6 protein-coding genes are annotated in these 14,672 nt (G+C 31.1%); 2 read left to right on the forward strand and 4 right to left on the reverse strand.

Annotated elements, in window-relative coordinates; all coding sequences use genetic code 11:
* Positions 1-99 precede the first annotated feature (99 nt).
* Complete coding sequence (locus KM029_RS06710; protein WP_144072536.1) at positions 100-4,044, forward strand: hybrid sensor histidine kinase/response regulator transcription factor; 3,945 nt, start codon at positions 100-102, stop codon at positions 4,042-4,044.
* A gap of 196 nt (positions 4,045-4,240) precedes the next feature.
* On the opposite strand, the gene KM029_RS06715 is transcribed toward KM029_RS06710, so the two are convergent.
* Complete coding sequence (locus KM029_RS06715) at positions 4,241-4,978, reverse strand: DUF1707 SHOCT-like domain-containing protein (RefSeq protein WP_144072537.1); 738 nt, start codon at positions 4,976-4,978, stop codon at positions 4,241-4,243.
* 674 nt (positions 4,979-5,652) lie between these two features.
* Here KM029_RS06715 and KM029_RS06720 point away from each other — a divergent pair.
* Positions 5,653-6,654, forward strand: coding sequence for an aldo/keto reductase (locus KM029_RS06720; protein ID WP_144072538.1), 1,002 nt, complete (start codon positions 5,653-5,655; stop codon positions 6,652-6,654).
* Positions 6,655-6,709: 55 nt separating this feature from the next.
* Here KM029_RS06720 and KM029_RS06725 read toward each other — a convergent pair whose 3' ends face one another.
* From KM029_RS06725 to KM029_RS06735, 3 genes are all read right to left on the reverse strand, one after another.
* Positions 6,710-8,983 (reverse strand): T9SS type A sorting domain-containing protein, encoded by a 2,274-nt coding sequence (locus tag KM029_RS06725; protein WP_144072539.1) that lies wholly within the window; start codon positions 8,981-8,983, stop codon positions 6,710-6,712.
* Between the two features lie 138 nt (positions 8,984-9,121).
* A complete protein-coding gene (locus KM029_RS06730; protein WP_144072540.1) occupies positions 9,122-11,425 on the reverse strand; it encodes a T9SS type A sorting domain-containing protein in 2,304 nt (767 codons plus the stop codon).
* A 31-nt stretch (positions 11,426-11,456) separates the two neighbouring features.
* Positions 11,457-14,414: a glycoside hydrolase family 19 protein gene (locus KM029_RS06735; RefSeq protein ID WP_144072541.1), complete on the reverse strand. Its 2,958-nt coding sequence runs from the start codon at positions 14,412-14,414 to the stop codon at positions 11,457-11,459.
* Positions 14,415-14,672: the final 258 nt, after the last annotated feature.

A 14,672-nucleotide genomic window follows, 5' to 3' on the forward strand; every position in this document is an offset into this window, starting at 1 on the left:
TTAAATTATATTAATAAAGAATTATTTCACCCTTAAATATTAAGTGTTATTTTTACTACATAAATACAATTATACTCTATTCGCGTAGTCTTCCCTCTAATGTTTAACAAAACTAATTTACTTCTTTTAACGGTAATCCTACTTCTTAGTCATCTATCTGTAGGACAATCTTCTAATAACTATACTACTCTAGATGGTCTATCACACAATACTGTTTATCAAATTGAGCAAGATGATTATGGTCTAATTTGGTTAGCTACAGAAAGTGGTTTAAGTGTTTTTGATGGTAATGATTTTAACCTTGTACAACCAATTTATAGAGATAGTTTACCATCTCATTTTATTACATCTATAGAAATCAAATCACCAAAAGAAGTATGGGTTGGTACTACAAAAGGTTTAAGAGTAATTGATCAGGTACATGAAAAAATTATAAATGCATTGCCTGACTTAGAAAACAAAACAATTTCACATATCAAGAAATTAAATGACAACTTAACTTTAATTGGTGTCAATAATTTTGGTATTTATTTAGTAGATAATCAATACTCTATTCTTGAGCATTGGTATCAGGGTAGCTCATCAATTTCTCTTTCATCAAATCAAATAGAAAAAATTGGTATTGATAAAACTACGGGGCTAGTGTGGGTTACTAACAAAGAGACTGGAATTGACCTTATAAATATGACAAACCATTACAGTACTACTTTTCCTATTGGTAATGGTGTAAATCAGGTTCCCTCAAAAAAAGTGTATTGTATTACCCAAGATAAAGAAAACAATATATGGGTGGGTACATCTAAAGGTATTGCAAAATATGACGCCAAAACTAAAACATTATTTTCGGTTCACAAACGTGCTTTTTTTAATACAACAATTCTATCAATCCATGCAGATTCTAAAGGTGATATTTGGATAGGTACAGAGTTAAACGGTTTATGGAAAATCCCTGCCAAAGCAAATAATCAGTTAAGTAGGGTTTCGTTACATCATGAAATTAGCAATCAGTCTATACGTTCTATTTACGAAGACATGCAACATAATATTTGGGTGGGTACACAAAGAAGAGGTGTTTATTTATTAAAAGATCAATACCATACTTTCAAGTTGATAAAGAAAGATATCTTGAGTAGTAATATTATTTGGGGTATAACTTTAGATAATGATCAAAATATATGGGCTGGCACAGATGGACAAGGGATTACGAAATATAACCTAGAAAATAAAACTACTAAAAGATATATTCATGACGGAAATGAGGGCTCACTTTCAGATAATAATATTATTACTGCGTTAACTTCTAAAAACGGTACACTTTGGTTTGGTACTTACTCTGGTGGTTTAAATAAATATGATTCTATAACTGATAGTTTCCATCATTATAACAAAGAAAATGGTTTATTAAACAATGATATTAGAGCTTTAGCTGAAGATAATGACACTACTTTATGGGTTGGTTCTAACCGTGGCGGCTTACATTTTATTGATGAACAAAACCAAAAAGCGATTTCTATTAATGCCACCCGTACAATGGACATCCGCTCTATTGCTATTAAAGATAATTTAGTATGGTTTGGAACTTATGGCGATGGTGGAATTTTTACATATAATAAATTAAAAAAAGAACTCAATAAAATTGAATTGCCTTTTGATATTGAAATTACTTTTGATTTATTTTTTGACAATAACTCACCCATTCTTTGGATAGGTACTTTTGATAAAGGGCTACTTGCCTATCGTTACAAAGAAAAAAGACTAGAAGATTTTAAAGAACATCCTTCGTTATCTTCTAATATAATTCATGCAATTCAACAAGATCAAAATGGTGTACTTTGGTTAACAACCAACCATGGAATTGTAGCTTTTAATTACACTAAAAATACAATAACAAAACATGGTATTGATGAAGGTATTCAGCATCATGATTTTATGGATGGTTCTAGGGCAATAGGCAAAGACGGAACAATATATTTTGGAGGAGCAGGAGGTTTAAATTATTTCCATCCTAAGAACATAAAAATTAGTGTTTTACCACCACAAATTTTACTTACGAAACTGGAAATCTATAACAAAAAAATTAGAGCTAACGATGATTCTGAAATTCTTGCTAAAAATATATCAGACACCAAATCTATAACTCTTAATAGCGAAGAAGCTCAATTCTCAATCGCTTTTCAAGGAATTGATTATAGAAACCATGATGCATTACAATATAGATATTTCATGAAAGGGTTAGACAGTGACTGGAACTTGGTAGGTAAAAATAACTCTGCTAATTACAGTAATATTAATCCAGGAACATACCAATTTAATGTCTCTACAAAAAGTATTGGAGGTAAATGGAGTCAACCTGTTTCTTTAGAAATCAAAATTCTTCCTCCTATTTGGGCTACATGGTGGGCAAAATTAGTTTACTTCTTTTTGGTTATTCTTGGCGCATGGTATTGGAAATATTTTACAGGAAAGAAAGCAGAAATCCGCTCAAAATTAAAGCTACAAGAAGAACAAACTAACTTGCATAAAGAAAATAAAGAAGTGTATGAAGATATTATTAATGAATTAAATACTCCAATTAATCAATTGTTGATGCCATTAGAAAATATGATTTATAATAATACCAACACTTCGCCAGCATTACGTAAGCAGTTGCAATTATTGTATTTAAATGCCTCTAAAATGCATAACATTGTTCGCTTTATTTTATCTAATAAAGATAGAGACGAGGAACATTTTAAATTAGAAGTCTACCAATACAACCTTTCTACTTTTTTATTAAATTTTAGAGAATCCTTTTTATTACAAGCTGCACAATTAGGTATTAAAATAGATATTCAGTTACCAGAAAATGACATTACAGCTTGGTTTGATATTGAGAAAATTGAAACAATACTTCATTTTTTATTTCTTACTGTATTTCAAAATGCAACAACCTCAGATCAGTTTTTGATTGTTATAGATGTTACCGAAAACAACCGAATTAATTATGCTAATATAAATCTCTATCTAATTGATGGAGAAATGAGAGAGAAAAAAATTGATCTAGAAATGAGAAAAACAGCACTTATTGGAGTTCCTATGAGTGAATGGTTTCTTAAAAAACACAAAGGTTCACTCCTACTTCCTAATTCATCTTCAAATAGAATTTGTATTACTATTCCTATCGATAAAGAGGCTTACACTACTGATGAAATAAAATTGGATGCAGAAGAAAATGGCCAGTATTATTTTAATAATGAGTTAATTACAGAGCATACTTCTACAGAAAAAATTGATAAAACTGCTCATACGATTACAATTCTAGATGATAATAAAGATGCAATAACATTTTTCTCATCCATTTTAAGTGAATACAACATTGTAGCTTTTGATAATTCTGTAGAGCTATTTCAGTATCTAGGAAAGAACGATACTGATATTGTACTTATTGATAATACACTCAACTCTGGATCTGGAATTGATATTATTAAAAAATTAAAGAAAGATGCAAAACTAGCTATCATTCCAAGTATATTAATAGCCTCTCATCTTACAGAAAAAAATAAAGTAAACGGCTTAAAAGCTGGTGCAGATTTATGTATTTCTAAACCCTTCCATATATCGGTTTTAAAAACTCATATTCAGAATTTAATTAATAGCAGACAATACTTTAAGAACATCTATAGAAATGAAATTCTAACGGAATCAAAAGAAGTTGTACCTGTAAATGAAGATGAAATACTAATTGCAAAAATCACTGATTTGATTGAAAACAATATGTCAAACCCTGATTTTAAAGTACAAAGTATTCAAGATGAAATAGGTATTAGTCAATCTTCATTATACAAAAAGATTAAACAGCAAACAGGAATGTCTTCTTCTGAATTTTTACGAAATTTCAGAATTAAATTTGCAGCTAAACTTCTCGCTAAAAGCAATTTGCCTGTTGCAGAAGTAATGATGAAAGTGGGTTTCTCAGATGCAAAATATTTTAGAACAAGTTTTAAAAAGAAATACGAACTATCTCCTTCTCAATATAGAAAAGAGCATCAAAAAGAAAGTGAGTAATCTAACACTATGCATTATTACAAGAAGTGTAAAAACACATATTATTACGGGATCGCATACATCTTTAAAAAATAAAAAAAGCCTAATAATTAAAGTATAGTGTAATTATTTACGGGGAGCTATACATATTTAGAATAAAAGTAAGTAGAATGATACTTTAATTGTAATTGAAAGTATGATAAAACCTAATTTCTAATTATACATCATACTCCTTGATATTTACCGATCCTAAAACACAAAGCCCTTCTAAAATTACAGTACAATTAATAGTAGGTACTTCTTTTGACTGAACGCTAGCATCTTCATCATAAGAACTAAATGATTCCCTAAAAATTTTACTCCAGCTTTTACTCTTCAAGCTATACTTATATTCACTAAGTACTTTTTTAGTATGGTCTACTACATGTGTCCCTTTTGCTACTTTAATATTTACTTCTCCCAACACTTTGGTTAAACGTAAATTTAGAACAGCACCTTCTAAACAATGTGCTCTTAAATCTATTTTAGTCTCTCCAACAACAGTTACAATTTCAAAGCTTGCTTCGGCATTGGTTAATTCTTCAGACGAAAAAGAAAGTTTTTGCTCTCCAACGATAGTAAAAAAGCGAGAAGGAACTTCAGAAATTTTATGTATAACAGAGTCTTTCCCTCCTAAAATATTTAAAGAGAGTTTATCCACATTCTGATTAACCACAAGTTTATTTGCTGAAGTAGGTTTACCTACAGCTTTAGAACTAGTTATTTGATTTACATATTGATCTGGAAAATCTGAAAAAACTAATTTTAGAGCTTCTTCAGAATCTGCCTTCATGGCTAAATCAAGACGGTTTTCATAATCATTTTCATCTAAGTCTCCATCAGAGAATGCTTTCTGAAGTAAGTCTAAGGCTTTTTGCCTTTTTTTAGGTAATCCGAATTGAGAAGAATGTTTCATTGTATAAAAAAGCTGTTAATGTGCCATCTTCTATGAGAAAGCTGTTTTTTGACACTCGATGTTATTTACTTAAAAATAAGCCGTAATTATTTATAAAAATAAAAATAACAAAAAAAACCTATTGAACGAATTCAATAGGCTGATTGTGTTAATAAAATATGTGTTTCTTAATAAGTTAAGATTAGTATATCTTTAAAGTACCGATACCGCAAATGCAATTACGAATCCTGAAACGATTACTAATGTTGCGATTGTTAAATTCTTCATGTCAATGTATTTATATATGGTAATTTGTATGTCTTATTTTGATACTTCAAATGTATATTTTACCCTTATTATTACCAAACATTTTATCAAGTATTTTTTACACTTAAAAAGTAGGCTATTTACAAATTTTGAATGAAATAAAGTTCTAATTGAAAACTCGTAAATAGAGTAGTCTTTCTTTTTAAATTTCGCTTAATAATAAGTGTAATTAATACAGAAAAAATAATTTAAAAAAGATTGAAAATACATGTTAATTAAAGATTTATGTATCTTTAATAATAGAATTTATGATTAAAATAAATTTTGATGATATTTAAAGAACCTTATCAAAAAAAGTGGAATAGTTGTAAAGTTTCTATTTCTATGAATAAGGTGATTAAATTTGACGATATCGAATAAAAAAATATATGAGTAAGTTATCAATAGTCCCTTTTGGGAAAACAAATTTATACGTTTCAAGAATTGGTTTAGGTGTTGCTGCTTTAGGACGACCGGGTTATATTAATTTAGGCCATGGTCAAGACTTGCAAGAAAACTACGATTCTGACTTCATGAGAGAAAGAACTTCAGAGGTAATGACTGCTGCTGCAAATGCTGGAGTAACTTATTTTGATACTGCAAGAAGTTATGGAAAAGGAGAACAATTTGTAGCTTCTTGGCTAAAAGAACAAGCTGATAAAAGTAAATATATAGTTGGTTCTAAATGGGGGTATGAATATACTGCGGAATGGAATGTTAAAGCTGAACATCATGAAGTAAAAAGCCATACAGTAGATCTTTTAAGAAAACAATGGGTAGAAAGTGTAGAAAACTTAGACGACAACCTTAAAATATATCATATCCATTCTGCCACATTAGAAAGTGGTGTTTTAGAAAACGAAGAAGTATTAGAACAACTTTGGGATATAAAATCAACAGGAACAATTATTGGGCTTTCATTAAGTGGTCCGCATCAAGCTGACACTCTAAAAAAGGCGTTAAGAATAAAAAAAGAGGATAAGTTTCTATTTCAATCTGTACAAGCTACCTATAATATTTTAGAGAGATCTGCTGCTAAAATGTTAGAAGAAGCAGCTTATCAAGGTTGGGGTGTTATTATTAAAGAAGCTGTTGCAAATGGTCGTTTAACATCAAGAAATACCGAAGAGCAATTTGCTAAACATAAATCTACCTTAGAATTTATTGCTCAAAAACACGATGTTACTATTGATGCTGTTGCTATCTCTTTTATTATTGCCCAGCCGTGGGTTAGTGTAGTACTTAGTGGTGCTTCTACTCCAGAACAATTCGAACAAAATAGAAAAGGGGCAACTTTTAGACTAGACCTAATGGATTTACAAATGCTAGATGAACTAATAGAAGAGCCAGAAGAATATTGGTCTATTCGTAAGAACCTTGAATGGAATTAAAAAAATAATCCTCCCTAATATCAGATTAAGGAGGATTTTTTTATATCATATAATCCTATTGATTAATTACTTTCTTTCTACGAATCTGCTTATCAGAAACCAATTCTATAATATGAATACCCTTTGATGAAAAATCTGACTTATCAATTATTAATTTATTTATTCCATTTTGCCCAATTCCCTTTTTAGAATGAACAACACTTCCTGTTAAATCATATACTTTTATTTCGTATTCTAATTGATCTCCTAGATTAAATTCTAGGGTAGATTGATCTACAAGAGGATTGGGGTAAACACTCATTATCAAATCTCCCTCTGAAGAATCTAAGGAATATGAACTTGCATTTAATCTAGCACTTGAATAAGTACGATAACCAATATATACTTCTTGGCTTATGTCATCACTTGGCCAAAAATCCACATTACTATATTTGACTTGAACTTGCACCCATGTATAGGTATAATTTGGACTTAGGGTTACTGTTCCTGAATTTCGGTTATTTTCATAATACCATGTAGAATAGTTTTTCTCCCATTTACCATCTTTTACATTTTCTCCAGGAAAAGAACCATCATTTTCATATGTATAAGTACGATACCTAACGTCCATATCTACATTTAAATAATGACCACTATTCCATGTTACTATAGCACTGTGGTTTACTGCATTTACATTATAATTATTTACATGGCTATTATCAATTGTAAACGTAGAGTGGTGGTTCCATTGATTGTCGTATGAAGATTTTATCTCAAGGTCGTATGTTCCTGGAGGAACTCCATCAATATGGTATGATCCTATGACAAAACCAGAATCCATGAAATCAAAGTTACCTGATTCAATCCAGTTGTTACTATTTTTTTCTTTATATCGAAAATCAAATGGTGAGTCTCCCCAGATCCCTTTTTCCCAATCTTCAACAACAACTTCTTTCCCATCTACTTTAACTGAAAAGAATTCCGTCCAATTAGGAGTAAACCTTACGGTCTTTTTCTTCCAAGAATTTAATGATGTATACTTATATGATATCTCGTACTCTTTGGGAGTAAATCCATTAGTGGGTCTATATTCTACAGGTGAAATATCTTGTGACAACAATGACACATCTGAAAATTCGAAATCAAAACTTGTACCTCCTCCAAATCTGTTACCATTTGATATATAAGATGGCCAATTTATTTCTAATTTATCACCAATTGGGGTGAAAGTAATTAAGTCTGCAATGGATATTGTAACAGTTTGCTTATTTCCTTCATAAGATCCATTTATACCAAAACTATAAGATATATCAATATCTCCGGGAGCAAATCCATTTGTCGGTGTTAAATCAATATGCCCAGATGTTTGCATCAATCTATAATTAGACTCATTAGTTTCTTTTATCAGATATTTAAGATTTATACTGCCTCCATATTTATTTGAAGGCCATATTACTGATATTCTATCTTCGACCTTATGAACCGTAATAAAATCTGCTCCTGGATTACTTATAGTAAAAGATTGTTTATTTTCTTCATAAGAACCGTTTGAATCAAAACTATAAGATATTTCAATATCTCCTGGTAGAAATCCATTTGCAGGTGATAAATCAATATTCCCTGATGTTTGCATTAACCTATAATTAAGCTCATTAGTTTCTTTTATCAGATATTTAAGATTTATACTGCCTCCATATTTATTTGAAGGCCATATTACTGATATTCTATCTTCGACCTTATGAACCGTAATAAAATCTGCTCCTGGATTACTTATAGTAAAAGATTGTTTTTTTGCACTTCCCCAGTCGCTATTTGTAAACTTATATTCAACCTCTACTTCTCCAGGTGAAAAACCATTTTGGCTTAAATCAATATGCCCAGAAGTTTGGTTAAATAAATGTTCCCAATTTTCTCCACTCTTACGATATCGAATGTCCATTGGAGTACTTCCATACCGATTTTTATCCCATTGTACAGTAATTCTATCATCATGTTGTGTTCCATAAATATGACTTGGATAATAGGAGATTGTATACGTCTTTTCATACGTACCCCAATACCCATTTGCTCTAACCTCTATAGCAATTGAGGTTCCCGGCGAAAAACCATTTGATCTCTCAATATAATACTCTTTGATTTCTTCAGGGTCGACACTAGCTGTATGACTTGAACTTCCAATAGTATACTTTATAGACATGGCACTACCCCACCAATCACCCCAATATACCCTGACTTTATCGTTGATAATTTCAGAATTTATAGTATTAAGAGCATAAGCTTGTGATTGATGTACTAATAATACTAATAGTGTTACAGATAAATACTTGCTGATAATTTGTAATAGTTTCATTTCAACTCATTTTTAATTTTCAAAAGAATAGAGAGCTATATCTACGAACCTTGTTATAGATATTACAAAAAAAGTTATTGTTAATGACAGCATACTGTCGCATTATTTATATTTAGAAAAGATTACTAGCAACAATAATTAATTTCTAATAATTTTCTTTCTCTGAATTTCTTTTCCCGATCTTAACTCTATAATATGAATACCCTTTGACGAAAAATCTGACTTATCAATTATTAATTTATTTATTCCATTTTGCCCAATTCCCTTTTTAGAATGAACAACACTTCCTGTTAAATCATATACTTTTATTTCGTATTCTAATTGATCTCCTAGATTAAATTCTAGGGTAGATTGATCTACAAGAGGGTTAGGATAGAAATTAAATATATTTTCAATTCCTATTTCATCTTGTAAATTATTCTCTCTAAAAGAAGAGTTAGAAAGTGGAATTGTACATCTTCTGTCATTTCTTGTGTAGAACTCATCAAATGAGTTATCTGCTAAACCATTGTAATCCCACCAAATTTCGATATCAGTTATTGTCCCTGATATGTAATTATCAAAAATAATTTTTCTATTCTCAATTTGAGAGTTAGTAGGATCGGCACCATATAAAATCATAGGAGAAGAACCACTACATCCCCAACCGCAAGTATAATTTACAGTACCTCTTGCAAGTGGTTGTCCATCGTACATTATTTGGCCGTCCGAATTTCTATCATTCCATGTTATTGTTATTATTCCACCACTCATTACTGCAGAATAATGAGTTGGCTTTCTAGAAGCTATTGTTTTATGCTCTTCTCTTAAAATAGGCCATGTTGTAGTGGCATTAAACTTTACTTGAATTTGCATTAAAGTTCTAGGTGCAAAACCATTATTAGGTCTTATTTTTACTCTTCCGGAAGATTGATCATTTATATAATTCCAATCACTATAGTTATCTGTAAACTCTTGAGCTGTTCTATATCGTATATCCATTGTTGTTAAAGGATAATGACTTGTATTCCATTTAGCCAAAATAAAATCTTCCTCTTCTTCGAAACTTATTGATTCTAAAGCTACATCTCTATGCGAGATAGAATACTGAGAAAGACTATTCCAATCATTTGAACTTGGTACTTTCACTTGTATATCGTATACCCCTGATGGTAAGCCATCAATATGGTATTGACCAAAACTAAAACCAGAAGACATATCAGAATAATTAGATTGATGCCATTGATTTTCGGAAGTTTCTTTAAATCTAAAATCTAAATCTGAATTACCCCATGTTCCATTTTTCCAGTCGTCCACTACAATTTCAAATCCATCTACATTAACTGAAATAAATTCAGTCCAATTAGGAGTAAACCTTACGGTCTTTTTCTTCCAAGAATTTAATGATGTATACTTATATGATATCTCGTACTCTTTGGGAGTAAATCCATTAGCAGGTCTATATTCTACAGGTGAAACATCTTGTGACAACAATGACACATCTGAAAATTCGAAATCAAAACTTGTACCTCCTCCAAATCTGTTACCATTTGATATATAAGATGGCCAATTTATTTCTAATTTATCACCAATTGGGGTGAAAGTAATTAAGTCTGCAATGGATATTGTAACAGTTTGCTTATTTCCTTCATAAGATCCATTTATACCAAAACTATAAGATATATCAATATCTCCGGGAGCAAATCCATTTGTCGGTGTTAAATCAATATTCCCAGATGTTTGCATCAATCTATAATTAGACTCATTAGTATCTTTTATCAAATATTTAAGATTTATACTGCCTCCATATTTATTTGAAGGCCATATTACTGATATTCTATCTTCGACCTTATGAACCGTAATAAAATCTGCTCCTGGATTACTTATAGTAAAAGATTGTTTTTTTGCACTACTCCAATCGTTATTTGTAAACTTATATTCAACCTCTACTTCTCCAGGTGAAAAACCATTTTGGCTTAAATCAATATGTCCAGAAGTTTGGTTAAATAAATGTTTCCAATTTTCTCCACTCTTACGATATCGAATATCAATTGGAGTACCTCCGTAACGATTTTCATCCCACTGTACTACTATTCTATCATCATGAATAGATGCATACGCATGACTTGGTGTAGTAGCTACGTAATAAGTTCTTTCATAATCACCAATCCAAATATTTGTTGAACTAAGCTTAATATCTATCCTAGTACCTGGTGCTAATCCATCTCCTTCCCCAATTGTTTTACCATTAGGTTTATTGTTATCATCATATTCATAGCTTATTTCCTGCCAAATCCCTTCTGAAATTCTATAACGAAATGTTACTTGCATACTTGTATTCCAATATACGTTCACCCTGTCTGTTAAAAGTTCAGAACTAAAAGTATCAGCAAAAGACTGAAAACTAAGTAATAACAAACATGACAAGCACAATAGCTGCTTTTTTAATTTAGAAACATTCATACTGATAATAGTTTAAAAATTTAAATAAAATTTACTGTTTAATTATCTGCTTAGTAACCATCTCTTCTCCAATCATAATTTTTAAGAGATACGTCCCTGAGGATAGATTACTAAAATCGATAATTGTCTGAATTGGGAGTTCTTTTATAAATAACCCATCATTTGTAAATAGTACCATTTTGGTAATTTCATTCACCGTAGTTAGCTTTAATATATCTGTAAAGGGGTTAGGGAAAAGCACTAACTCTGTGCTTTCACTTTCTTGATCAATAAAAATTTCTTCCTCCGTATTAGACGTTGTTTTTCTTGCTGCAGAAATAGGTTCTGGTTCTATACCTCCAAAAGGAGTTTGATCTTTACACCCACAAGCGTTACAATCATTTTGTCCATTAAGATCTGTAGTTACACCAAGTATTTCACTATGCCTTTGATAATGGCCTATTCTATATTGCACCTTAGGTATTTCTGTTCCACTTCCACATTCTAAACCTCCATTAATAATATTGACGGTCACGCCAAAGCCTGGTACACGGTTATTTTGAGTATCATAAGTAGTTGGTAACCAATCTCCGACCATTACATCATGTGCGGATGGTTTCGGAAATTGTGGAGTCATCCAAAACCAAATAGCTATCTGGAAAGCCAACGCTCCATCTTCTATTACTTTTTCAGGCTCATTTAGTAAAATGGTTTTATCACCGTATAAAAATTCACTTGCAGCACCATAATTATAATTCCAACTTAACTGAATTGGGCCTCTACCATGATAAGATTTCCCTGCTACAGGAGGATAATGTGTAGACAAAGTATCTATGTAACCTATCTGCCCATTTTCATATCCAACTTCTTGTCTAAAGTATAACCCCCAAGCATATCTACCACCCGGTGCAGTGTCCCAACCTCCTGTTGTCTCCTGAGAAATATTTGCAAAAAAAGCAGCTAACTCTCTTTTCCTTATTGTAGAATCTCCTTCATTTATAAAAGTTCCATAATCAACTTCTTGCCTTACAATATTTTTAGTTAGATTCTCATTGGCATCAAAATTTGCATCTGCCCTAATGATTGTAAACGAATTTGTAGTTTTATCAATTCTAGTGAGTCTATACAAATTAGTCGTAGCCCTTCTTTCAAAAACAACTTTAATGTTAGCCATTCTATTAATAGCCTCTAAAAAATTAGCGTAAGAGAAAAAGTCTTCACCAGGTAGAATTTGATTTACACCAAAACGATTAGGGAAAACCTCATCATATTTTTGTTCTGTTATTAGCTGTTTAAATACTATTGTAATCTGCTTCGTTTCAGATTCTCCATTACTATTTGTTGCAGTTGCAGACATTAAATAACGACCATAAGTAGATGGAATCCAAGAGAAATGAGTACCAGAAAATTCTTGATTATCAACTGTAGTTACTACTTGTTTCTCTATTCCATTCTGATCAAAAGCACTTAGTATTACTTCAATTGGTTTTAATGTTGAAGTATAAATAACTTCTCCATCTTCAAGCGACTGAAAAAATAAGCCCGGTTCAAAATGTTCTGAGAATGTTTGATTTATTTTATTTACAAAAGGTGATTTTGTTTCTAAACAGAACCTTAATTTACTTCCATAGATTGTTCTTACTTCACTAAAATCTAAATCTCCCCATACAGGAGAAATAATTACTCCTCCACCATCATTTTGATTTACAAAGAGAGCCTTTCCTTTGGTACTTGTTGTATCTTCAATACTCAAAAAATAATTACTTCTGGTATAATAGGGAACTTTCGCAGTATTGTCCCAATGTTTTGACCATGTATCATAAATATATGAAATTGGCCCTATAAAAGGCCTTCCATCCCATGCTGCAAACGTGTCTGTATCAGCTCCAATTACAGGTCTATCTAAAGCTGCATTGCCATTAGTCTTTACTCCTGCACCGTAAAATGGGATTCCAAGTATTATTTTCTCAGAAGAAACTCCCGCTCCTGTCATTAAATTAAAGGATGTCTCAAGAGAAATATTTTGATCTGATTTGTAATTATGTAATGGCGAGTTGTGTCCTGTTTTTTCTGAAAAACTACCATTAATATCAAATGTCTGCATATTGAAAAAATCAACAGATTGACTTAACAAGTTCCACTCAAAAGGTTCTTCTCCTGCATTAGAATGAAACGCTGCTGTTAATAATTTATCTTGTCCTATCGCTGCTCTAACATCTTGAATAAGAAGCGTAAAACTATGGTAATCAGCCTGTGTTCCTTGAAAATTAAGTCCACCTCTTCCAGGGTATACCCAATTGATATCAATACCATCAAACCCTAAAGCCATTAGTTTATTTATATCTTCAATAAAGCGAGCTCTTTTAATTGGATCTGCCGCAATAGTTGGAAAATGTTTACTCATTGTAGCACCTCCAATAGACGCTAAAATTTCTACACCATTCTCCTCTCCTAATTCAAGTAAACCTTTTCTTCCATTACTTTTTTTACAAGGAATAGGAAAATCTCCAGATATGTTCCAACCTGTATTGTGCCAACCATTTCCTTGTGCTATAAACCCTTGTGACGTAGCTGTTGCATCAATCGATGGCTTTAAATCTAACTCTCCAAATAATAAATAGTAATCCCAACTACTATACACATCTGGGTGTAAAATTTCTCCAGGATCTTGTTCTTCATTGACATTATTTATAGCTGGATTTTTTAAATCAGCACTATGTAAAGAGCCATCTTTTGCCACTCCAAAAAAAGAGTAATTTAGTATTGTATATTGAGAATAATCTAAATTTAACTGATTATAAATTCCATTTATTGGAAGGTTATTAGCTGTACCTTTCCACGCATCCCATTGCGTAAAGTATCCAATTACTTCTTTTTGATGATTATTGGTTGTATAGTTTGCCTCCCCATTTATCTGGGCAGTTAATTGAAGGTTACCAATAATAAAAATAAAAAAAGTGAGCAATATACTCCTAGAGCATAATGTAGTAGTTTTAAATGCATATTTCATATTAATGAACGTTAGTATAAAATTAATTAGTTTTTTGACGATTACTTTGGTCTCTAATTACTCCTGAGGATAGTAATAGAAACTTACTTTTTTATTCAATAATTCATTGTAATGTTGTAAGATTATGGTGTTTAATTAAATGAGTTTCCTCCTAATATATTATCCAATAGCTAGCTTAATAATTGTTTATTCTATCAATTGAAAGGTGTAGTAGTTTTGATAGAAGATTAAGTATTTGAACTAAAAATAGTTAGAAAC

This window comes from Flammeovirga kamogawensis (assembly GCF_018736065.1).
GTDB lineage: Bacteria > Bacteroidota > Bacteroidia > Cytophagales > Flammeovirgaceae > Flammeovirga > Flammeovirga kamogawensis.

Coding starts and splice junctions, on each gene's coding strand:
- KM029_RS06725 (WP_144072539.1), bottom strand. CDS start 8,983: ATGAAACTATTACAAATTATCAGCAAGTATTTATCTGTAACACTATTA.
- KM029_RS06735 (WP_144072541.1), bottom strand. CDS start 14,414: ATGAAATATGCATTTAAAACTACTACATTATGCTCTAGGAGTATATTG.
- KM029_RS06720 (WP_144072538.1), top strand. CDS start 5,653: ATGAGTAAGTTATCAATAGTCCCTTTTGGGAAAACAAATTTATACGTT.
- KM029_RS06730 (WP_144072540.1), bottom strand. CDS start 11,425: ATGAATGTTTCTAAATTAAAAAAGCAGCTATTGTGCTTGTCATGTTTG.
- KM029_RS06710 (WP_144072536.1), top strand. CDS start 100: ATGTTTAACAAAACTAATTTACTTCTTTTAACGGTAATCCTACTTCTT.
- KM029_RS06715 (WP_144072537.1), bottom strand. CDS start 4,978: ATGAAACATTCTTCTCAATTCGGATTACCTAAAAAAAGGCAAAAAGCC.